This window comes from Pseudomonas cerasi, assembly GCF_900074915.1.
Lineage (GTDB): Bacteria > Pseudomonadota > Gammaproteobacteria > Pseudomonadales > Pseudomonadaceae > Aquipseudomonas > Aquipseudomonas cerasi.
Map to the genome: position 1 here is coordinate 5,279,830 of NZ_LT222319.1, position 23,425 is coordinate 5,303,254.

Genomic DNA, 23,425 nt, shown 5'->3' on the forward strand with positions numbered 1-23,425 from the left:
GAAGTCTCGCGCCAGAGGCTTTTTCTATGAGCGATATAAAGACATTTACGGACGGAGACAAAATGGTAGATCTTGGATCGTGGAATCTCAGCATCCCTGTGGGGTCGCCCCCCAATACCATCGAAACCGCTCAGTTAGTAAAAGGCTATGACGGTAAATATTTCAAATCAAAAACCGACTCCATTGTGTTCTGGTCGCCCGTCACCGGCAGTAAAACCGAGAACGCAAAATATGCCCGCAGCGAACTTCGAGAAACGTGGTCCGATGGCTCGTTGCATAATTGGGTATACCCGGATGCCGACAACTATCTGAATGCCAAACTGGAAGTCGACCAAGTACCTTCCACTGGCAAGGTTGTCATCGGACAAATACACGCATACGAGAGCACGGAGCCGCTCCTGAAAGTCGAGTTTCAATACAAGGAAGACACCAAAACTGGCGATATCGTTGCAAAAGTCCGCAATCGCTATGACGACGATGAAAGCAAGGTTTACACCATCGTAGAAGGTGTGAAGCTGAATGAGACATTCAATTACGTCATTCACCTGAGCAAGGGCGGCAAACTGTCGGTCAGCGCCAAGGATCAGGACTGGAGCACGCGCATCAGTGAGACCTGGCGGGACAAGCCTCTGTACTTCAAGGCGGGGGTGTATACCCAGGACAACACCGGGTACACCTCGGAGGGCGGCAAGGCGACGTTCTACAACCTGGATATCGATCACAACCAGAGCTGAGCGGCACGCGCCTTAAGCCCACATACAAAACGGCCCGCGCTTCACAAAGAAGAACGGGCCGTTTCTGTCTCAGTCAGACACTGTCAGCGGTTGGCTTTGAAGTCCTGCTCGGCTGCCAGGAAACGGGTCTGCATGGACGCAGAAGCAGGCTTGCCGATCAGGCTGAACACCATGATGGCGAGGCTGGCGAAGATGAACCCGGGGATGATTTCATACAGCCCCATCGTACTGAATTGCTTCCAGAACACCACGGTGGCCGCACCAACAATGACCCCGGCAAGTGCGCCGTTACGAGTCATGCCCTTCCACAGCACCGAAATCAGCACCACAGGGCCGAAGGCTGCGCCGAAACCGGCCCAGGCGTAACTCACCAGGCCCAGTACGCGGTTTTCAGGATTGGCCGCCAGCAGAATGGCAATGATCGCGATCAGCAGCACCATTGCCCGACCGACCCAGACCAGCTCGATCTGCGAAGCACCCTTGCGCAGATAAGCCTTGTAGAAGTCCTCGGTCAACGCACTGGAGCACACCAGCAACTGGCAGCTCAGCGTACTCATGACCGCAGCCAGAATGGCCGATAGCAGCACGCCGGCAATCCAGGGGTTGAACAGCAGCTTGGCCAGCTCGATGAATACCCGCTCCGGGTTTTCAGTCACCGGCCCGGCAACATCCGGATGCGCCGAGAAATAGGCAATGCCGAAGAACCCGACCGCCACGGTGCCGCCCAGGCACAGGATCATCCAGGCCATGGAGATGCGTCGGGCGCTGGCAATCGACTTGACCGAGTCGGCCGCCATGAAGCGCGCCAGGATGTGTGGCTGACCGAAATAACCCAGGCCCCAGCCGAGCAGGGAGATGATGCCGATGAAAGTCGTGTTCTTGAACATGTCGAAGCTGGTCGGATCTTTCGCTTCAATCGCCAGAAAGGTGGTGTCGACGCCGCCCGTTGCCAGCAGGACGATGATCGGCGTGAGGATCAGCGCGAAAATCATCAGCGTGGCCTGCACGGTGTCTGTCCAGCTCACTGCGAGGAAACCACCGACGAAAGTGTAGGCAATGGTCGCCGCAGCACCGGCCCACAGGGCGGTTTCGTAGGACATGCCGAAGGTGCTTTCAAACAGACGCGCCCCCGCAACGATGCCCGAGGCGCAATAGATGGTGAAAAACACCAGAATCACGATGGCCGAGATGATGCGCAGCAGACCACTGTTGTCTTCGAAACGGCTGCTGAAGTAATCCGGCAGGGTCAGTGCGTCGCCATTGTGCTCTGTCTGCACACGCAGACGGCCGGCCACGAACAGCCAGTTCAGGTAGGCGCCGATGATAAGACCGATGGCGATCCAGCTTTCCGACAGGCCGGACATATAGATGGCACCGGGCAACCCCATCAACAGCCAGCCGCTCATGTCAGAGGCACCCGCTGAAAGAGCGGTCACCACGCTGCCCAGGCTGCGTCCGCCGAGGATGTAATCCGAAAGGTTGTTGGTAGAGCGATAGGCCATCAGGCCGATCAATACCATTGCCGCTATATAGATCACGAACGTGATCAAGGTAGGGTTGCTGACACTCATGAGTTCTGCCTTGGCATTGTTTTTATGTTGGCACCCGATGCCAAAGGGAATAGCGACCGATATTCGGCACATCCCTGCTTTTGCACCCGACACCGCGTTGACTAGTCGCTCCGCAAGGATCGGCAATCAATGACTGGCGGTTGCACCGCGGGAACGAATCCTATTAAACAAACCAAACAAGGTGCAACCCATTTCATCACGCAAGTTGCACCTGTTACAAAAAACCTGACGCAGGTGCATTTACGCGCCATTTTAGGGCGTTTTAAATACTATTTACAAAAAATCGCGCACCAGCATTGCGCATAGCGCTGTTTTTATGAGCCGCTCGCCGGGCACATCACAAAATATTCTCCAAATCGGGTTGCACCCGGTTGCACCTCACCCCGTCCCGACGCTAATCTGCGCCAAAGCCGATGCCACTTCTGCGTGGCTATAAAGAGGACAACACATGGCCACCACCACTCTTGGCGTCAAACTTGACGACCCTACCCGCGAGCGATTGAAAGCCGCAGCCCACTCCATCGACCGCACGCCGCACTGGTTGATCAAGCAGGCGATTTTCAATTACCTGGAAAAGCTCGAGAGTGGTGCAACCCTGTTGGAACTCAACAGTGCCGCCGGCGCAAAGGACAACGAAGACCGCGGTGAGCTGGCAGAAGATGCCGGGCTGCAATGCTTTCTGGATTTTGCCGAAAGCATCCAGCCGCAGTCTGTATTACGAGCGGCCATCACCTCCGCCTACCGCCGCCCCGAGCAGGAAGTGGTGCCGATGCTGCTCGAGCAGGCCCGCCTGAGCGCCCCGGTTGCCGAAGCCACCAACAAGATGGCCGCGTCGATCGCGGAAAAACTGCGTAACCAGAAAAGCGCTGGCGGTCGCGCGGGCATCGTTCAAGGCCTGTTGCAGGAGTTTTCACTGTCCTCTCAGGAGGGCGTTGCGCTGATGTGCTTGGCCGAAGCACTGCTGCGTATTCCCGACAAGGGCACCCGCGATGCGTTGATTCGCGACAAGATCAGCAACGGCAACTGGCAGCCGCACCTGGGCAACAGCCCATCGCTGTTCGTCAACGCCGCCACCTGGGGCCTGCTGCTCACCGGCAGGCTGGTTGCCACTCACAATGAGGCAGGCCTCACGTCCTCGTTGAGCCGCATTATCGGCAAAAGTGGCGAACCGATGATCCGCAAGGGCGTCGACATGGCCATGCGCCTGATGGGCGAGCAGTTCGTGACCGGCGAAACCATCGGTGAAGCCCTCGCCAATGCCAGCCGCTTCGAAGCCAAGGGCTTCCGCTATTCCTACGACATGCTGGGTGAAGCGGCGCTGACCGAACATGACGCGCAGAAGTACCTCGCGTCCTACGAGCAGGCCATCCACTCCATCGGCAAAGCCTCCCACGGCCGCGGCATCTACGAAGGTCCGGGGATTTCCATCAAGCTGTCGGCACTGCACCCACGCTATGGCCGCGCCCAGTATGAGCGGGTGATGGATGAGCTGTACCCGCGCCTGCTGTCGCTGACCCTGCTGGCCAAGCAATACGACATCGGCCTGAACATCGACGCCGAAGAAGCCGATCGCCTGGAGCTGTCGCTGGATCTCCTCGAGCGCCTGTGTTTCGAACCACAGCTCACCGGCTGGAACGGTATCGGTTTCGTGATTCAGGCATACCAGAAGCGCTGCCCTTATGTGATCGATTACGTGATCGATCTGGCGCGCCGCAGCCGCCATCGCCTGATGATCCGTCTGGTCAAGGGCGCTTACTGGGACAGCGAGATCAAGCGCGCCCAGGTCGAAGGCCTGGAAGGCTATCCGGTGTACACGCGCAAGGTGTACACCGACGTGTCCTACATCGCCTGCGCGCGCAAGCTGCTCGCGGCACCGGAAGTCATCTATCCGCAATTCGCCACGCACAACGCCCATACCCTGGCGGCCATCTACCAGATTGCCGGTCAGAATTATTACCCCGGCCAGTACGAGTTCCAGTGCCTGCACGGCATGGGCGAGCCGTTGTATGAACAGGTTGTAGGCAAAGTCGCCGACGGCAAACTGAATCGTCCTTGCCGCGTGTACGCCCCGGTCGGCACTCATGAAACACTGCTGGCCTATCTGGTGCGTCGTCTGCTGGAAAACGGCGCCAATACGTCGTTTGTCAACCGGATTGCCGACCACTCGATCTCCATACAGGAACTGGTCGCCGATCCGGTCAACCAGATCGAACGCATGGCCACCCAGGAAGGCGGTTTCGGCCTGCCGCATCCACGCATTCCGCTGCCGCGAGACCTCTACGGAACCGAACGCGCCAATTCCAGCGGCATCGACATGGCCAACGAGCATCGTCTGGCGTCGCTGTCTTCGGCCCTGCTGGCTACCGCGCACAACGACTGGAAAGCCGCCCCGATGCTGGGCTGTCCGGCCAGCGCAGGCACGTTGAGTGCTGCGTTGAATCCATCGGATCTGCGTGACATGGTCGGTCATGTGCAGGAAGCGTCCCTGCAAGATGTCGATAACGCCATCCAGTGCGCCTTGAGCGCCGGTCCGATCTGGCAGGCCACCCCGCCTGTCGAGCGCGCCGCGATTCTGGAGCGTGCCGCTGACTTGATGGAGGCTGAAATCCAGCCGTTGATGGGCTTGTTGGTCCGTGAAGCGGGCAAGACCTTCGCCAACGCCATCGCCGAAGTGCGCGAAGCCGTGGACTTCCTGCGTTACTACGCCGTGCAGGCGCGCAACGACTTCACCAACGACGGTCACCGTCCGCTGGGGCCGGTGGTCTGCATCAGCCCGTGGAACTTCCCGCTGGCGATTTTCAGTGGTCAGGTGGCGGCTGCATTGGCCGCAGGTAACCCGGTGCTGGCCAAACCTGCCGAGCAGACACCACTGATCGCCGCGCAGGCCGTACGTCTGCTGCTTGAAGCGGGCATCCCGGAAGGCGTGGTGCAATTGCTGCCCGGTCGTGGCGAAACCGTAGGCGCCGGGCTGGTCGGCGACGAACGCGTCAAAGGTGTCATGTTCACCGGCTCGACCGAGGTCGCCCGCCTGCTGCAGCGCAACGTGGCAGGTCGCCTCGACTCGCAGGGTCGCCCCATTCCGCTGATCGCCGAAACCGGTGGCCAGAACGCAATGATTGTCGACTCTTCGGCGCTGACCGAACAGGTGGTGATCGACGTGGTGTCTTCGGCATTCGACAGCGCCGGTCAACGCTGCTCGGCACTGCGCGTGCTGTGCCTGCAGGAAGACTCTGCCGACCGCGTCATTGAAATGCTCAAGGGCGCGATGGCCGAGAACCGCCTCGGTAATCCTGAGCGCCTGTCCGTGGACATCGGCCCGGTCATCGACGCAGAGGCCAAGGCAGGTATCGAAAAACACATCCAGGCCATGCGCGACAAGGGCCGCACGGTTTACCAGGTGGCCATCGCCGACAGCGCCGAACTCAAGCGCGGCACTTATGTGATGCCGACCCTGATCGAGCTGGAAAGCTTCGATGAGCTGCAACGTGAAATCTTCGGTCCGGTGCTGCACGTGGTGCGCTACAAGCGCAAGGAGCTTGGCCTGCTGATCGATCAGATCAATGCCTCCGGTTATGGCCTGACCCTGGGCGTGCACACCCGTATCGACGAAACCATTGCCAAGGTCATCGACAACGTCAATGCCGGCAACGTCTATGTCAACCGCAACATCGTCGGCGCAGTGGTGGGTGTTCAGCCATTCGGCGGCGAAGGTCTGTCCGGCACCGGTCCCAAAGCAGGTGGCCCGTTGTACCTGTATCGCCTGCTGTCGACGCGCCCGCAGGATGCTATCGAGAAATCGTTCATCCGCAGCGACGCGCTGTCTGCACCGGATACCCGTCTGCGTGAAGTCTTCGGCAAGCCGTTGCAGGCACTGAAAGCCTGGGCTGCCAGCAACCAGCAAAGCGATCTGGATGCCCTGTGCAGTCAATACGCCGAGCAATCACAAAGCGGCATCACTCGCCAGTTGGCTGGCCCGACCGGCGAACGCAACAGCTACGCGATCCTGCCGCGTGAGCATGTGCTTTGCCTGGCTGACGACGAGAACGACCTGATGATTCAACTGGCAGCCGTACTGGCGGTCGGCAGCTCTGCCGTGTGGCAGGAGACCGACATCAGCAAGTCACTACGCGCTCGCCTGCCGAAGGACGTTCAGGCGCGCATCAAACTGGTACCTGACTGGGCCAAGGACGACGTCAACTTCGACGCCGTCCTGCACCACGGCGACTCCGACCAGCTACGTGCCGTCTGCCAGCAGATCGCACAACGCAGTGGTGCCATCGTCGGCGTCAATGGCCTGTCCCACGGCGAAACCAACGTGCCGCTGGAACGTCTGGTGATCGAGCGGGCATTGAGCGTCAACACCGCGGCGGCGGGTGGCAATGCGAGCCTGATGACGATCGGCTGATGCCGCTCGGTAACAGATGACGCAGCGCGTCAAGAACGGCATTCCCATGCCGGAGCGTGCGGAACGAGAGGTGTCGGAAAGACACCGACCGTTCCCATGCTCTGGACCCTCCACGTCCGCTCTCGATACCCCCTGCACACGCTCGACCATCACCCGAATCAATCTTGCTACCCTCCCCCCTCAACCCGACCTAGACTTGAGCCATTCCAAGAACAGGTACGTCATCATGTCCGAGTCGCTGCTCAGTTCCCGAAATCTGGCTTTCGAGCTGTATGAAGTGCTGGACGCCGAAGGTCTGACGCGTCGCGAGCGCTTTGCCGAGCACTCGCGGGAAACCTTTGATGCGGCGCTGGAAACGGCGCGCGCCATTGCAGAAAAGTACTTTGCACCGCACAACCGCAAGGCTGACGAAAACGAGCCGCGCTATGAAAATGGCGAAGCGATCCTGATTCCTGAGGTCAAGCCCGCGATAAACGCGTTTCTCGAGGCCGGCTTTCTCAATGCATCACGCGATTTCGACGCAGGCGGCATGCAGTTGCCTACCCTGCTGTCGCAAGCCTGTTTTGCCCACTTTCAGGCGGCCAATGTCGGCACAACGTCGTATCCGTTTCTGACGATGGGCGCCGCCAATCTGATCGAGAGCTTTGCCGACGACGAGCAGAAGCAGCGTTTTCTGCAACCGATGATCGAAGGACGCTTCTTCGGCACCATGGCGCTCACCGAGCCACATGCCGGCTCGTCGCTGTCAGATATCCGCACACGCGCCGAGCCGGCAGGCGACGGCACTTATCGGCTGCGTGGCAACAAGATATTCATTTCCTGCGGGGATCATTCGCTGTCGGAGAACATTGTGCACATGGTCCTGGCGAAACTGCCGGACGCGCCGGGCGGGGTCAAAGGTATATCGCTGTTCATCGTGCCCAAGTTTCTGGTCAACGATGACGGCAGCCTCGGCAAGCGCAACGATGTGCTGCTGGCGGGCCTGTTTCACAAGATGGGCTGGAAAGGTACTACCTCAACCGCGCTGAATTTCGGCGATAACGGTGAGTGTGTCGGCTATCTGATGGGCAAACCTCATCATGGCCTGAATTACATGTTCCAGATGATGAACGAAGCGCGTATTGGCGTCGGGCTAGGTGCGGCAATGCTGGGTTATTCCGGCTACCTGTACTCACTGGAGTATGCCCGCGAGCGGCCGCAAGGACGCCTGCCGGACAGTAAAAGCCCGAACAGCAAGCCAGTATCCATCATTGAACATGCAGATGTGCGGCGCATGCTGCTGACCCAGAAAGCCTACGTGGAAGGCGCGTTTGACCTGTGCCTCTACGCCTCGCGACTGTTCGATGACACGCAGACCGGCGAAACCGAAGACGATCGCAAGCACGCGCACGAACTGCTGGACCTGCTGACCCCGGTGGTCAAGTCGTGGCCGTCGGAGTTCTGTCTGAAGGCCAACGAACTGGCGATTCAAGTCCTGGGCGGCCACGGCTACACCCGCGAATACCCGGTCGAGCAGTATTACCGGGATAACCGCCTCAATGCGATCCATGAAGGTACTCACGGCATCCAGTCGCTCGACCTGCTTGGCCGCAAGCTGGCGCAGAATGGCGGCACCGGCCTCAAGCAACTGCTGCGCCTGATCTCGGCGACCTGCGAACGTGCCCAGACCCATCAAGCACTCGACGAATTGCGCCAGCCCCTGCAGCAACTGGTCGCACGCGTGCAGGCCGTCACACTCGGGCTGTTGACCGATCTGGCCCAGGGCAGAATCACCAGCACACTGGCCAATTCGGCGCTGTACCTCAAGGCATTCGGCCACACGGTAGTAGGTTGGCGATGGCTCGAACAGGCGATCCGTGCAGAAGAAGGCTTGATTAGCGGCAATCAGGCCGACAACGACTTTTACCGAGGCAAGCTGCAAGCCGCCCGATACTTCCTGACGTGGGAAGTACCGGGCTGCCATCATGAATTGGCCATTCTGGAAAACCGCGATGACACTTGCCTGGCAATGCGCGACGACTGGTTTTAAATAAACCCGGGCGCACGCTTGATCAATGAAGGCTAAACAGGTCAGTCAGCGGGTTTTGCGGAAAAAAACGATCGACCAGTACCCTGGCGTCTGCGCCCAGCTTGCGCGCGTACTGCTCCCGACTGAAGGGCTCGCCCGTGCGCATGTCGTAAAGCCCGCGCCCCGGATGAGGGCGATCGACCTCCTGCATCTGGATTTTCATAATGCGGTAAAACTCGCCGCTCACCTCTTCGATGCTGTCGATCTGAAAGTAGCAGCCGGGCAAAAAGATCGATTCGGCCTCTTCGGGAGAGGCTGAAAACGGCGCAATCGGTGTCGCCCGCAGGTATCGGCCCTTGGGCAAAACGAAGACCACCGAGGTGTCATCGAAGGTTACCGGCCCGATCATGGCGTTAGCGGGTGCACCGGCCCGGCTGCTGGCGAAGGCGCTGACCACGTAGGGATTTTCGCTGAACGAGGTGACATCAGTATTCACCAGCACATCACCGACCCTGATCTGACCGCTACGGAACACGGCACCCGAAGTCCCGCGAGCACCGCTGCCGCCTCGGTACAACTCGACATCATTGTTGTACCCCACCACCTGAATGTCCTCGGCCAGTCGTTCGATGAGTCGCACCTGATTGGCCTTATTGCTCTCGCCCGTACGCAGGAACCGATTGAATTCAGAATCGTCCTGGGTATAAAGCATGATATTTCTGCCGCAGTAGTCGTCCTCACCAAGCTTGAAAACCCGATGTTTGCCATGCCAAGGGTCCTTGTACACCTCATCGCCTTCGGGTGAAGAATCCGACATGGCCGCATCTTCAGGGCCTGGCTCCCAAATCGTCATCACGTCTTTCTGCCGGGCCAAGGCCATTTCGGCATAGTGTTGCTCATTGAACAGGTCCGTTTGCAGGTACGTGTCCCAAAACGCCGAGTGCACGGTCACATAAGGTTTGCCTGTCGCGGCGGATGTACTGCTTGACGGCACCTGCACATCCATCGGGGCTCCGCCCTGCAGACCAGCCGAGTCAAGTAACGTCCACTCCCCGCTGGTACTCAGGCGCACCGGCTTGCTGCCTGCGAACGCAAAAGGATTGTCCGGGTTGACGATAAACCAGCACTGCTGCAATTCGTTGAACATCACGCGATAAGGCAGTTGTGCAAGCTTGATCCAGGTTTCGCCATTACCCAGCGTGTAGATGCCACGAAACCGGCCCTCTGCAACTGAAGGCGTAAGGCTGTCGAGCAGCAGGTTACCCTCCATATTGTCCAGCGCATGGGCCGGCGCGCTGCTGCCTTCAATTACCTCGCTGGAGACCGGCTGGCCTTCGGTTGCGGCCACCGGCACAGGCTGGGGGACCGCACGTATGGACATTAAAAGAGGCAGATTGAACAGCAGATAAATGATGTTGATGATCGCGCCCAGCACGCCCGCCTTGCGCTGTGCTACGGTTTTGCCATTGAGCGCCTGATCGATGTTCAAACCGGTATTGGCGAGGCTTGCGCCAACCAGCGTCAAGGCGATCGGCCAACCCAGCGGCGCGAGCCCGCCAAACGCCTGCATGAACGCACCCAGGTAGCCGATCCACATCTGCTTGCGCAGATCAGCATTGGAGGTCAGCAGTTCACGCGCATCGGCGGCCATTCCCTGACGGGCGACGTCTCGCAGATACACGAAGGGGTCGCCCGCAATAGGTGCCTGCACCAGATTGACGAGTCGAACGTCGGCACGCCAATCATGCGTGAGCAACTGGCTCACCGCACGAAAGAACCGCTCACCGTCCTTTGTCCGCGACGCCTCCCCACGCAGAAACTGGCGGGTTATCGCCTTGTCTGCGTGCTCGTCCATAAACCGGGTCTTGAGCCAGCGGTACACCGCACGCTCACTGTCGAACGCCATGAAAGGCTGCTCGGCATCAGGCCAGTAGATGATCTCTCGGCCAGCGGCGGTGACAATACGCAACATGTCATGGGCCTTGATGCCATCGATATCCAGCGTGTGTACCGTGACACCGGGGGTTGAGGGAAGCGGGCTCTGCAACGCCTTAAGCGTAGGGGTCTGCAAAGGGTCTGCGGTGATAACGCACGTAACGTGCTTGAAATCGTCGGCTGAAAGATGGCCCTTGCGCAGACAGTGACTGGCGGCAACCAGATAGCGTGCCTTGACCAGGGTGCAAAAGTTCTCGCTGTGCAGGCTCCAGAAACGCTCCATACGGCGGGTGTACTGCGCGCTGAAATCAAGCGTCCACATGTCTTTGAGCACATTCTGAGGGAGCATGGGCACCTCATTGCGCTCGTCGAAAACCCCGTGATCCGGGCCATCGGTATAGAAACCGCCATACAAGGAAAGCTCGTCGCTGGCTTCCTGATCGTGGGCGCTGAAGTGCCGCATGAGCAGCTCGATAAAGGTCATCGACTGCTCCGGCGTTCCGGAATGCTGCCAGCCGGTAAACGTGCGCGGACTGCTGCTGGCACTGCTGAAACGATGCCAATACACCTGCTCCGGGGCGAACACTCGCTGGGTGTGCTGAAGAATGATCCTGCTGGCGGCGGTATGGGCCAGATCGTAAAGATCGGGATAATCGAGAACGAACTGCTGCGCACGTGCACGCAGCAGTTGCTGGTCGGTTTTGGATGTTTCCAGGGGGTTAGGTGCCATGACGTCTTCCTGTAAGAGAGAAGTCATGCACGTAATCATTCATAAGCGTGTTGGTGGCGCTAACTATCTATCACCCTCACCTGACGCTGCAAACACTGAAGCCCTACCAACCACTCTCGGAGCCCGGGGAAATTTTCGCCCTGCCCTTGAATGGAAAATAAAAGTCCACGGCCTCGTTCAGGTGTTCGATGTACAACACGGACAAGACCTCATCGACCGGCAAATAGGAACGCTCCAGCAGATCAAAATAGTCAGGTCGCAGCTTTCTCAAGACGTCTGACATGAGTTTGGGACCGGTCAGGTCGGAAATGCGCGTCATGTACGGTGTCATTCGGTCTCTAGAGGCGCTACGCAAGGCTTCGCTGCTGTGGTCGATGAAGGGTCTGCGTGTACTGAAAAACGCCTTGTTGGTCTGTTTTTCATTCTGGAAACGCGTATTTATTTCTTTCAGGATCCTCTTCAGGACCGGGTTGTCCGGGTGGCTGGCGAAATGGCTGTTACCCGGCCCGTTGTAACTTAATTGCGGCGCATCCAGACGCCTGCCCAGCAATACATCATTGGGCCCGGCCTTCAACGGAATGCCTGCAAAAGGGACATCAATGGTGTCATCGCAATCAAGATAAATGCCGCCGTATTCGTTGATCAGTCGATAACGCAGAATGTCCGAAGCGGCCGCATAATTACGATTATCCGAGTGCATGAAATAGTTGAAGGCTTCGCCATTTTCACCACTCAGGAACGTGGGAAAGAACGCTTCTTCCTTGAGCCTGGAAATCCGTATCTGTGGATGTGCGCTGAAGTAATCCAGCAATTGCTGATGCGCCGTCGGGTGGTTGATATCGATGTGCAGTTCGAAGCGCAAGTCCGGGCTGGTGCGTATGTTGTCGAGCATCCGTTCCAGCAGGTTATCGCCCGGCATGCGTTCGCCCAGCCATATATGATGAATCACACGGCTGATGGGCTCGGCATCTGCAGGCAACCTGGGCACGCGGGGGAAAGAAAAGATCTCGAAGCGGCGGCTCTGTGGCAGTTTTGCCTCCACCTTCCTAAATGCATCCTCCGACCCGCTGTTCCAGACTCTGTTGCGGTCCAGCCAGACCAGGCCGTTTGAAGACGGATCAGTGCGCCAGCATGGAATATCGGCATCGTAATACACGTTCTTCCTGATCCCCCCGATCTGAATGAAGTACTTCTCTACGACCGTCCCTTTTGCCTGGCTCAGTACTTCCTCGACCATGATCTGATCCAGTGGCACCTCGACCTGCACCTTGGGGCCCCAGCGCTGAATCTCGACGGCTGGTTCTTCAGGCACGACCGCCACCACGGCGCTCTCTGCCTCACTGGCCGGCGGCAATCGCGAGCCGTCAAAGCTTTCCCCGCCACGCAACCCGAGCTTGAGGTCAAGATCCCAATAGCCGGTGTCGATAGTCTTCACGTAGGGTCCCCAGACACGCGGATCAGAATCAGAGCGAATCCGGTACTGTTTTTCCTGTAGCACCCACTCGACCCGAAAAGCCTGATCATGCAGTTCGATGTAACTTTTGCCTTGCAGCGGATAGATACCTGTCACTTCGCCCGACGCCAGTCCCGGCAGGTCTTGAGTCACTTCCAGCGCGCGCAACAGGCGGCGCATTTTGGCATTGAGCGAACGCAAGGCAGGCGGCTCTTCCCTGAATACCGGAAGCGGCCCGACTTCTATAGCCGGATCGGTTGTTGAGGGGTCGAAAACCTCATAATCGCCTCGCGCCTCATCAATCAGTCCGGTTTCAGCGCCAGCCTCGACCGCAGTGCCCTCCTCGGCAAGGATCGGCAACGCGTTCAAAACGCCAAAGGCAATCCGCCCAAGCCCGGCCTGGCGCTCTTCGATCGTGCGACCATTGACTGCCGCATCGACGCCAAGCCCCACCAGCGCGAGAGACAGTCCCGCAATCACGGGCATAAGCTCGGGAAAGACGATGGCGACGCCGCCCAGAACAGACACACACTCGCTCAAGCCACTGCTGACTTCCTCTTTCCAGTAGTCGTCGTGGTTGCGGATTTTTTGCAGCGCATCGGTTTCGGACTTTGCCTTGACCCGATCCTTGAAGTGCGAGAACGGCCAGGGCTGCAGCGGTTCGCCAAACTGCACCAGTCTGCGCGGGTTCCACGCACCGGTCGCGGCGTCCAGCAGCTTCGGGTAGACAGCGAAGCCTCGGAGGGCGGTGGCAACACCACTGTAGAAAAAGCCATCGACGTCATCCGTGGCACTGAAATGCCCCTCTAAAGACCGGCGCTTGCCTGGATCCTTGCACATCAGCGCGACCCAGTCCTTGAGCGCATCGGCGTTGGCGAAGGTATGAATGGGTGACGAGTTGCCGGGGATGTAGAGCAGCACGGTTGGCGAATCGGCACTGCGGATGACCATGATGTTCACGGCGCTGTAGCCATGCACCTGCAATTCGGAAATCGTCACGCGAGTGGAAATCGGCGCGGCGACAAAAGCGTCGAAGCTCAGCTCTTTCCAACCCTGATCGGCGGGCAGCCCGAGCGCCTCCAGCACCATGTCCTTGTGCTCGGCCTTGAGCGTGTTTTCCTCAGCTTGCAGCCAGGCCGCCCTGAACAGACCGGCCTTGAGCATCAGGTTGTAGTCTTTGGCATGCGCCTGCCAGAACTGATTCAGGTAGGCGAGATAACCGGCTTGCAGGTTGTGATCCCAGATGTACTGCTTGAACGCCTCGGCAGTCAGGCGAAGTTGCGTCGTCGAATCGTAATGCTGCGGATCGGATTTGCGGTACACCGCTTCATAAGCGACGCAGTCATAGGGCGGCAGTTTTTTATCCACTATCTGACAGTCGAGACCGTCATCATGATGGGGCTGCAAATGCCCGAGGTGATCAAACCAGTCGCCATTGCCCTTTTGCTGCCAGTTGCGCAGCAGCGCCTCGGTCAGCGTCATCGAGTGAGCGACATTGGCGCGATGAGGGGCGGGATAGAGCTTCGGGTCTTCGATATACAGCGTGACGATCAGGGTGTCGTCCGGATCAATCTCGACACCCCATCTCGACTGGCATTCCTGGGCCACATCCCGCGCAGCAAGGGCGGCAGGTGACTGCAGGGCGATCGGGTTGAGGCGGAAGTAATCGCTGACCGAATAGTCATCGCGCACCCGCGCCCAGAACTCTGCGTCAGGGTCATCACCGCCATCCCTATTGTCATCGTCGAAGTCGTAATGTGCTGCAAACTCATCGTCCATGATGAAAAACCTGCTTGATGGTTGGAGCGCCTACAGTAGGGAGCAAGAAGGCCTGGTCTGCGGTATATAGGTATATGTCAGCCGCTGGACTGCAACCAATCGTGAGCCCGGGAATGCCGGTCTGGGTCAATCGCTCGAAATTGCTCTTTGACAGCCAAGCAATTCAACAGGTTAAATCCCTTGGCACGCGGACTGCATGGTCAGTTTTCGCCCCTCTCGCTTCAATTCAGTTTCTACGGAGTACCGCCCTTGGACGCCACCACCATCAACAGCCTGTTCCTGATCGGCGCGTTGCTGGTAGCCGCAAGCATCCTGGTCAGTTCTCTTTCGTCGCGCCTCGGCATTCCTATTCTGGTCATCATCCTCGCCGTGGGCATGGTGGCAGGCGTGGATGGCGGCGGGATCATCTTCGACAACTACGCGACCGCTTACCTGGTCGGCAACCTTGCGCTGGCGGTGATCCTGCTCGATGGCGGGCTGCGAACGCGGGTGGCCAGTTTCCGGGTTGCGCTGTGGCCTGCCTTGTCGCTGGCAACGGTGGGCGTGCTGATCACCACCGTACTGACCGGCATGGTGGCTGCCTGGCTGTTCAATCTCAGCGTCATTCAGGGCCTGTTGATCGGCGCGATCGTCGGCTCCACAGACGCCGCGGCGGTGTTCTCCCTGCTGGGCGGCAAAGGCTTGAACGAGCGTGTTACCGCCAGCCTCGAAATCGAGTCGGGCAGCAACGACCCCATGGCGGTGTTCCTGACCGTTACCCTGATCGGCATGCTCGCCAGCGGGCAGACCGGGTTGCACTGGGGGCTGCTGGGGCACCTGATCCAGGAATTCGGTATCGGCAGCTTCATCGGCCTGGGCGGCGGCTGGATCCTGCTGCAACTGGTCAACCGCATCAATCTGGCGGCCGGCCTCTACCCAATTCTGGTGATTGCTGGCGGCCTGGCGATCTTCGCCCTGACCAACGCCATCCACGGCAGCGGTTTTCTCGCGGTCTACCTGTGCGGTCTGGTGCTCGGCAACCGGCCGATTCGCAGCCGCCACGGCATCCTGCATATGCTCGATGGCATGGCCTGGCTGGCGCAGATCGGCATGTTTCTGGTGCTGGGCCTGCTGGTCACGCCACACGATCTGCTGCCGATTGCGATTCCGGCGCTGGGCCTGGCGCTGTGGATGATTCTGGTGGCACGCCCGCTGTCGGTGATGGTCGGCCTGCTGCCGTTCAAGGCCTTCCATGGCCGCGAAAAAGCCTTTATCGCCTGGGTCGGCCTGCGCGGCGCGGTACCGATCATCCTCGCGGTGTTCCCGCTGATGGCCGGCCTGCCCAATGCGCAGCTGTACTTCAACCTGGCGTTCTTTATCGTACTGGTTTCGCTGTTGCTGCAAGGCACCAGCCTGCCGTGGATGGCCAAATTGCTGAAAGTGACGGTTCCGCCTGATCCCGCACCGATTTCCCGGGCCGCGCTGGAGGTACACGTCACCAGCGAATGGGAGCTGTTCGTCTACCGCCTGGGCGCCGAAAAGTGGTGCATCGGTGCAGCACTGCGCGAACTGAAGATGCCGGAAGGCACGCGTATCGCGGCACTGTTCCGCGGCCAGCAACTGCTCCATCCGTCCGGCAGTACGACACTGGAAGTGGGTGATCTGCTGTGTGTGATCGGCCACGAACACGACCTTCCGGCGCTCGGCAAATTGTTCAGCCAGGCACCGCAGCGTGGGCTGGACCTGCGTTTCTTCGGCGACTTCGTGCTCGAAGGCGACGCAAGGCTGGGTGAAGTGGCGGCCCTTTATGGCCTGAAACTCGACGGCATCGACCCAGGAATGCCGCTCAGCCAGTTCATCGTGCAGAAGAACCGTGGCGAGCCGGTGGTGGGCGACCAGGTTGAATGGAATGGAACTATTTGGACCGTTGCCGTCATGGACGGGAACAAGATCCAGAAAGTGGGCGTCAAATTCCCCGAAGGAACCCGCCCGGGCCCCGGACTGTTCCTTTAAACTGCCAACCCACACGTATCATCATGCGATCGGTGTCTATGTTTTCCCTGCGTTCCTTTTGTGCTGCCGCACTGTTTGCGCTCTGCCTGTCTTCTTTCCCGGCGCTCGCCGCCGACCCGCCCAGCAGCGACGCTGTTCAGCAAAGCCTCGACAAGATTGCCGACCGCAAGCTGCCTGACGCCGAGCAAAAGGCACTGCAGCAGGTCCTCGAGCAGACACTGGCGTTTCTGAACAGCAAGCAGGACAGCGAGCAGAAGCTCGAAGCGCTCAAACAGCAGCTCGCCCAGGCGCCAAAACAGACTTCGGAAAACCAGCGTGAACTGGCCCGCCTGAAAGAAAGCAAAGTGGTGCCCGTGGCCCAGCGCTATGGCGGCCTCGACGTGCCGCAGCTGGAGCAACTGCTCAGTCAGCGCAGCACCCAGCAGAGTGATCTGCAGAGCGAACTCAACGACGCCAACAGTCTGGCCATTACCGCGCAGACCCGGCCTGAGCGCGCCCAGACTGAAATCAGCGCCAATCAGACGCGCATTCAGCAGATCAACGCCATCCTCAAGAATGGCAAGGACAACGGCAAGACCCTGAGCGCCGACCAGCGCAACCTGCTCAATGCAGAACTGGCCTCGATCAACGCCCTCAACCTGCTGCGCCGTCAGGAACTGGCCGGCAACAGCCAGTTGCAGGACCTGGGCAACAGCCAGCACGACTTGCTGACCGAGAAGGTGGCGCGTCAGGAGCAGGAAATTCAGGACCTGCAGACCCTGATCAACGACAAGCGTCGTGCCCAGTCGCAAAAAACGGTCGCCGATCTGTCTCTGGAAGCGCAAAAGTCCGGTGGCAGCAGCCTGCTGGCGACCGAAAGCGCCGCCAACCTCAAACTGTCGGACTACCTGTTGCGCGGCACCGATCGCCTCAACGAGCTGACCCAGCAGAACCTCAAGACCAAGCAGCAACTGGACAACCTGACCCAGACCGATCAAGCCCTCAGCGAGCAGATCAACGTGCTGAGCGGCAGCCTGCTGCTGTCCAAGATTCTCTACAAGCAGAAGCAGGCGTTGCCGCATCTGGAGCTGGACAAGGGGCTGGCCGACGAAATCGCCAACATCCGTCTGTATCAGTTCGACATCAACCAGCAACGCGAACAGATGAGCACGCCGACCGCTTACGTCGAAAAGCTCCTGGCTACCCAGCCGCCTGAAAACGTCACCCCGCAACTGCGCCGGACGCTGCTGGACCTGGCCATCACTCGCAGTGACTTGCTTGAGCGCCTCAATCGCGAGCTGAGCGCGTTGCTCAACGAGTCCATCACGCTACAGCTGAACCAGAAGCAGCTGACCAGTACCGCTCAGGGGCTGCGCGCCACACTCGACGAGCAGATGTTCTGGATCCCCAGCAACAAGCCGCTGGACGTGGAATGGTTTCAGAATATCTGGCCGCGCCTGCAAAAGCAGGTCGCCACCCTGCCGTGGACGTCCAGCCTCAGCGAACTGTCAGACGGCCTGACCCAGCGACCGCTGCTGTTCCTGCCCTTGCTGCTGTTGATCGGCATACTGACCTGGAGGCGCAAGGCGCTGTACCAGAAGCTTAATCGCCTGCATGCCGACATCGGCCACTTCAAACGTGACAGCCAATGGAAGACGCCACTGGCACTGCTGATCAACGTGCTGCTGGCCATGCCCGTCGCGCTGGGGCTGGCGCTGTGCGGCTACGCGCTGCAGATCGACGCCCGCGGTCAAAACGCCAACCTCGGCGAGGCCTTGCTGCAGATCGCCCTCGCCTGGCTGGTGTTCTATACCGCATATCGCGTGCTCGCCCCGTCAGGTGTTGCGCAACTGCACTTCCGCTGGGAAACGGCGCAGGTCGAATTCCTGCGTGGCTGGGTGCGACGCCTGGGGCTGGTCGTTCTGGCCCTGGTGGCGGTGGTGGCCGTTGCTGAACACCAGCCTGCCGCACTGGCCGACGATGTGCTGGGGATCGGCGTAGTCCTGACCTGCTACGCCCTGATGACCTGGCTGCTCGGTCGCCTGCTGATCTCAAGCCCCACGCATCACAATGCCTCACTGTTCCGCAAAACCGTCGGCGTGGTGTTCACGGCATTGCCGGTCGCGCTCTTCCTGGCGGTTTGCTTTGGCTACTACTACACCGCGCTCAAGCTCAGCGACCGTCTGATCGACACTCTGTACCTGATGATGATCTGGCTGATGGTCGAGGCGACGTTCGTCCGCGGCCTGAGCGTGGCCGCCCGACGTCTGGCCTATCAGCGCGCGCTGGCCAAGCGTCAGGCAGCCAGAGAAAACGGCGACAGCGACATTCCGGTCGAAGAACCCAAGCTGGACATCGAACAGGTCAACCAGCAGTCGCTGCGCCTGATTCGCCTGGCCCTGCTGGCCGGATTCGTCGGCGCGCTGTACCTGGTCTGGGCCGAGCTGATCACTGTGTTCGCCTATCTCGATAACATCATTCTCTACGAATACACCAGCGGCACCGGTGCCAACATGAGCATGGTGCCGATCAGCCTGAGCGACTTCCTCGGCGCTGGGGTGATCATCGTCATCACCTTCGTGCTCGCCGGCAACCTGCCCGGCCTGCTGGAAGTGCTGGTGCTGTCACGCATGAACCTCGCGCAGGGCAGTGCCTACGCGACGACCACGCTGCTGTCGTACACCATCGCCGGTGTCGGCTTCGTCACCACGCTGTCGACGCTGGGCGTGAGCTGGGACAAATTGCAGTGGCTGGTCGCAGCGCTGTCGGTGGGTCTGGGCTTCGGCATGCAGGAAATCTTCGCCAACTTCATCTCCGGCATCATGATCCTCTTCGAACGTCCGGTGCGGATCGGCGACACCATCACCATCGGCGCCCTGTCGGGGACGGTCAGCAATATCCGCATCCGTGCCACGACCATCACCGACTTCGACCGCAAGGACATCATCGTCCCGAACAAGACTTTCATCACCGGCCAGCTCATCAACTGGTCGCTGACCGACACCGTTACCCGCGTAACCCTCAAGCTGGGCGTGGATTACGGCTCGGACCTGGACCTGGTACGCTCCCTGCTGCTGCAAGCCGCCCGGGAAAACCCTCGGGTGCTCAAGGAACCAGAGCCGATCGTCTACTTCCTGAACTTCGGCGAAAGTACCCTCGACCACGAACTGCGCATGCACGTACGCGACCTGGGCGACCGCAACCCGGTACTCGACGAGATCAACCGCTTCATCAATCGCGAGTTCAAGAAGCAGCACATCAACATCTCGTTCCGCCAGATGGAGATCTACCTCAAGAACACCCAGGGCCTGGAATACAAACTGGTGCCCGCAGAGCCAAGCGACAAAGGCGATGCGCCGACCGGAAAAACCACCCTGCAGCCGGTGAACACTACCGTAACCCCGGCGACCAAGGATGCGCCCGAGCCGCCGGAGTTGCGGCTGGATTGAGAAGACTGACAGTGGGTGTCGACCGCGGTCGACACCCACCAGCAATCAAATCAGGCCTCAACCCGCCCAATCACCACCTTCGCTTCCAGATACCCCCCAGGCTCCTTGCTGATCTGCACGGTTCCGGCACACGGTGCCAGTATCGATGTTTCCATCTTCATCGCCTCCATGATCGCGATCACCTGTCCCTTCTCTACCGTCGCACCGTCTTCAACCGCCCAGGCATGCAGGTTGCCCGCGACCGGCGTCAGTACTGCGTGCGGGTCCGGGGCGTCGGCAGCTGGCTGGCTGGCGTCAGCCGGTGCGGCAGCGTTCAGGCTCATGCCGGCCAGCAGCGCAGCAGGCAGGCCCAGTTCGTGGCGTTTGCCGTCGATTTCAACGAAGGTGCGCAGCACGCCCGGGTCGGCCGGTTCTGCGTTGCGCGGGGCGATGGTGACGTGCTCGGCGAAGTCGGTTTCGATCCAGCGGGTGTGGACGGCAAAGGTATTGGCCGCGGTGAAGTCGTCATGGTCCATGACCGCCCGATGGAACGGCAACACGGTAGCCACGCCTTCCACCTTGAACTCGGCCAGCGCACGGCGGGCGCGGCTGATGGCCTGCTCGCGGGTTGCGCCGGTGACGATCAGCTTGGCGATCATCGAGTCGAAGTTCGGTGAGACCCGTGAGCCTTCCGTCACGCCTGTGTCCAGGCGCACGCCCGGGCCGGATGGCGGCTGGAATACCGCGATAGACCCCGGCGTCGGCAGAAATCCGTTGCACGCGTCTTCGGCATTGATGCGGAATTCAAAGCTGTGGCCGCGCGGCACAGGTGTACCGTCGAACGACAGCGGCAGGCCGTCGGCGACGCGAAGTTGTTCGATGACCAGATCCACACCGCTGGTTTCTTCCGTCACTGGGTGTTCGACCTGCAAGCGCGTGTTGACCTCCAGGAACGACAGGGTTCCATCACCGCTGAGCAGGAACTCCACTGTACCGGCACCGACATAGCCCGCTTCGGCGCAGACCGCGCGGGCCGACTCATGAATGCGCTGGCGTAGCTCGTCGGTCAGGTAAGGGGCCGGGGCTTCCTCGATCAGCTTCTGGTTGCGACGCTGCAACGAGCAATCCCGGGTGCCGACCACAACCACCCGGCCATGCCGGTCGGCGATGATCTGCGCTTCAATGTGCCTCGGGCGGTCCAGAAAGCGTTCGACGAAGCACTCGCCACGACCGAACGCGGTCACCGCTTCACGCACCGCAGACTCGTACAGCTCGCTGACTTCATCGAGCTTCCAGGCGACTTTCAGGCCGCGACCACCGCCGCCAAAGGCTGCCTTGATGGCAATCGGCAGGCCGTGCTGCTCGGCAAACGCGACCACCTCGGAGGCATCGTTCACCGGGTCTTCAGTACCGGCCACCAGCGGTGCGCCGACTTTCAGGGCTATACGCCGGGCCTGGACCTTGTCACCCAGTGCGTCGATGGTCGCAGGATCGGGGCCGATCCAGATCAGACCGGCATCGATCACAGCGCGGGCGAATTCGGCGCGCTCCGAGAGAAAGCCGTAGCCGGGGTGAACCGCGTCGGCACCGGCACGAGCGGCAACCGCCAGTAGCTTTTCGATATTCAGGTAGGTGTCGGTCGGGCGCTCGCCCTGCAACCCATAGGCTTCATCGGCCTGACGAACGTGCAGCGCGTCGATATCGGCATCGGCGTACACCGCCACCGAGGCGACTCCATAATCACGGCAGGCACGGGCAATACGAACGGCAATTTCGCCACGATTGGCAATCAGAACCTTTTTCATCTGTTTTTGGTCTCGTCTGAAGTGGCGGGGCGCACTGGCTCGAAGGCGCTCAGCGGATTGAAGCGAATGCGGGCATTGACCGGAATCTGCCCGGCCTTGTCGAGGTGGTAAGTGGCGACTGCGCCGATGACCGGGTAACCGCCGGTCAACGGGTGATCGGCCAGAAACAGCACCGGCTGGCCACTGGGCGGCACCTGAATGGCGCCGACCGTGGTGCCCTCACTGGGCAACTCGCCATCGACGGCACGTTGCAGCGATTGCTCGCCCGCCAGGCGAATACCGATACGGTTGGATTGCGGCGTGACCCGCCAGGTCTGTTGCGCCAGCAGTTGCTGGGCTTCGGCGCTGAACCAGTCACTGCGCGGGCCCATGACCACATCCAGGGTGATGACCTCATCGCTACGCGGCATTTCGAAGGCCGGTTGTTCGGCAGTCGATACTGAAAGGCCGCCAGTTCTGCGCGTGAAGCCCAGCCGGTCACCCGCTGCCAGCGCGGCGGGCCCAACCTGGGCCAGCGTGTCAGTGGACAGGCTGCCAAGCACCGGCTCATGAATGAAACCGCCACGAACCGCCAGATAATTGCGCAGACCGGCGCTGGGCGAACCGATGCTCACCTGATCGCCGCTCTGCAAGGCCAGCGGTGCATACAACGGCGCCTGCAGCTTTTGTCCTTCGGCGGTCAGCACCTCGACGCTGACCTGGGCCCCGGTAATCGCCACAACAGTCTGCCCCTGACAGGTGAAGGTCAGCCCGCCCATGAGAATTTCCAGGCACGCCGTCGCCGGATCGTTGCCCACCGCACGGTTGGCAGCACGCAAGGCGCCGCGATCCAGCGCGCCCGATGCGGACACACCCTGCCCTGCCCGACCTGGACGCCCCAGGTCCTGAAACAGGGTCTGCAGACCTGGCGTTACGATCTGCAGATAGTCCTCGTTGACTGTCGTCGCCTGCGGCCGGACAGGTGCGGCAACCTGCACACGGGTCTCCGGGAGCGGACCGGCATCCTGGAAACGCACGCGGTAGCCGGGCTGGAGCAAGGCAGGCTCGTCGCGGCCCAGATCCCACATGGTTGAGGGGGTCACCCCGATGATCTGCCAGCCGCCGGGGCTGGCCTGTGGATAAATGCCACTGAAACCACCGGCCAGCGCCACTGCGCCAGCCGGAATACGCGTGCGCGGCGTGCTGCGTCGTGGCACCACGAAGCCGGCGCCGCCGCTGAGGTAGGCAAAACCGGGCGCAAAGCCGCAGAACGCAACGTTGTAGTCGCTGCCGGTGTGGCGCTTGATCACTTCCTCGACGCTGATGCCCAGCTCGCGGGCGACATCGGCCAGGTCTTCGCCGTTGTAATGCACAGGTATTTCGATCAGTTTGCCCGCCTCGCGTGCCTTGCCACGAATGTCGCGCGAGGAGATCTGTGTGGCGAGGGCTTCGAAGCCGATGGCGGCTGGTCGAAAATGCACCAGCAACGTCCGGGCAGCCGGAACGATTTCCTCCACGCCAGCGATGGGCATCTGCTGTAACGATTCGAACAGGGCCAGGGTCTCGTCCAGATTCGACAGTTCAACCAGGAGTGCATCCAGGTTGGCCGGGTAGAAACGCATGAGCC

Annotated in this window: 10 protein-coding genes; 5 read left to right on the plus strand and 5 right to left on the minus strand. The window is 60.2% G+C overall.

Annotated elements, in window-relative coordinates; all coding sequences use genetic code 11:
* Positions 1-62: 62 nt before the first annotated feature.
* Complete coding sequence (locus PCPL58_RS25920; protein WP_065350784.1) at positions 63-734, plus strand: polysaccharide lyase family 7 protein; 672 nt, start codon at positions 63-65, stop codon at positions 732-734.
* 83 nt (positions 735-817) lie between these two features.
* Here PCPL58_RS25920 and putP read toward each other — a convergent pair whose 3' ends face one another.
* On the minus strand, positions 818-2,305 hold the full coding sequence (gene putP / locus PCPL58_RS25925; RefSeq protein ID WP_065350785.1) for a sodium/proline symporter PutP: 1,488 nt from the start codon (positions 2,303-2,305) through the stop codon (positions 818-820).
* Between the two features lie 448 nt (positions 2,306-2,753).
* On the opposite strand from putP, the gene putA reads away from it, so the two are divergent.
* Together putA and PCPL58_RS25935 are read left to right on the plus strand one after the other, a co-directional pair.
* Positions 2,754-6,710, plus strand: a complete 3,957-nt coding sequence (putA, locus tag PCPL58_RS25930; RefSeq protein WP_065350786.1) for a trifunctional transcriptional regulator/proline dehydrogenase/L-glutamate gamma-semialdehyde dehydrogenase — start codon at positions 2,754-2,756, stop codon at positions 6,708-6,710.
* Positions 6,711-6,936: 226 nt separating this feature from the next.
* Positions 6,937-8,739 carry an acyl-CoA dehydrogenase gene (locus tag PCPL58_RS25935; protein ID WP_065350787.1) on the plus strand — a complete coding sequence of 601 codons (1,803 nt, stop codon included), beginning with the start codon at positions 6,937-6,939 and terminating at the stop codon, positions 8,737-8,739.
* 22 nt (positions 8,740-8,761) lie between these two features.
* Here the strand turns inward: PCPL58_RS25935 and PCPL58_RS25940 are convergent, their stop codons facing one another.
* Both PCPL58_RS25940 and PCPL58_RS25945 read right to left on the minus strand, forming a co-directional pair.
* On the minus strand, positions 8,762-11,383 hold the full coding sequence (locus PCPL58_RS25940) for a dermonecrotic toxin domain-containing protein (RefSeq protein ID WP_065350788.1): 2,622 nt from the start codon (positions 11,381-11,383) through the stop codon (positions 8,762-8,764).
* 103 nt (positions 11,384-11,486) lie between these two features.
* Positions 11,487-14,615: a dermonecrotic toxin domain-containing protein gene (locus tag PCPL58_RS25945; protein WP_065350789.1), complete on the minus strand. Its 3,129-nt coding sequence runs from the start codon at positions 14,613-14,615 to the stop codon at positions 11,487-11,489.
* Between the two features lie 249 nt (positions 14,616-14,864).
* Between PCPL58_RS25945 and PCPL58_RS25950 the strand changes: the two genes are divergently transcribed.
* The gene (locus tag PCPL58_RS25950; RefSeq protein WP_003432036.1) at positions 14,865-16,607 is read left to right on the plus strand and encodes a potassium/proton antiporter; all 1,743 of its coding nucleotides are present in this window, start codon (positions 14,865-14,867) and stop codon (positions 16,605-16,607) included.
* 38 nt (positions 16,608-16,645) lie between these two features.
* Positions 16,646-20,035 carry a mechanosensitive channel MscK gene (mscK, locus tag PCPL58_RS25955; protein ID WP_065350790.1) on the plus strand — a complete coding sequence of 1,130 codons (3,390 nt, stop codon included), beginning with the start codon at positions 16,646-16,648 and terminating at the stop codon, positions 20,033-20,035.
* 50 nt (positions 20,036-20,085) lie between these two features.
* On the opposite strand, the gene PCPL58_RS25960 is transcribed toward mscK, so the two are convergent.
* Entirely contained in the window at positions 20,086-21,819 is a 1,734-nt protein-coding gene (locus tag PCPL58_RS25960) for an acetyl/propionyl/methylcrotonyl-CoA carboxylase subunit alpha (RefSeq protein ID WP_065350791.1), read from the minus strand.
* Positions 21,816-23,420, minus strand: a complete 1,605-nt coding sequence (locus tag PCPL58_RS25965; RefSeq protein WP_065350792.1) for a 5-oxoprolinase subunit B/C family protein — start codon at positions 23,418-23,420, stop codon at positions 21,816-21,818. The genes PCPL58_RS25960 and PCPL58_RS25965 overlap by 4 nt, the downstream gene beginning before the upstream one ends.
* Positions 23,421-23,425 lie beyond the last annotated feature (5 nt).

What these genes read in the sequence shown, in the direction of transcription:
- PCPL58_RS25920 (WP_065350784.1), top strand. Translation starts at nt 63, where the DNA reads ATGGTAGATCTTGGATCGTGGAATCTCAGCATCCCTGTGGGGTCGCCC.
- putP (WP_065350785.1), bottom strand. Translation starts at nt 2,305, where the DNA reads ATGAGTGTCAGCAACCCTACCTTGATCACGTTCGTGATCTATATAGCG.
- putA (WP_065350786.1), top strand. Translation starts at nt 2,754, where the DNA reads ATGGCCACCACCACTCTTGGCGTCAAACTTGACGACCCTACCCGCGAG.
- PCPL58_RS25935 (WP_065350787.1), top strand. Translation starts at nt 6,937, where the DNA reads ATGTCCGAGTCGCTGCTCAGTTCCCGAAATCTGGCTTTCGAGCTGTAT.
- PCPL58_RS25940 (WP_065350788.1), bottom strand. Translation starts at nt 11,383, where the DNA reads ATGGCACCTAACCCCCTGGAAACATCCAAAACCGACCAGCAACTGCTG.
- PCPL58_RS25945 (WP_065350789.1), bottom strand. Translation starts at nt 14,615, where the DNA reads ATGGACGATGAGTTTGCAGCACATTACGACTTCGACGATGACAATAGG.
- mscK (WP_065350790.1), top strand. Translation starts at nt 16,646, where the DNA reads ATGTTTTCCCTGCGTTCCTTTTGTGCTGCCGCACTGTTTGCGCTCTGC.
- PCPL58_RS25960 (WP_065350791.1), bottom strand. Translation starts at nt 21,819, where the DNA reads ATGAAAAAGGTTCTGATTGCCAATCGTGGCGAAATTGCCGTTCGTATT.
- PCPL58_RS25965 (WP_065350792.1), bottom strand. Translation starts at nt 23,420, where the DNA reads ATGCGTTTCTACCCGGCCAACCTGGATGCACTCCTGGTTGAACTGTCG.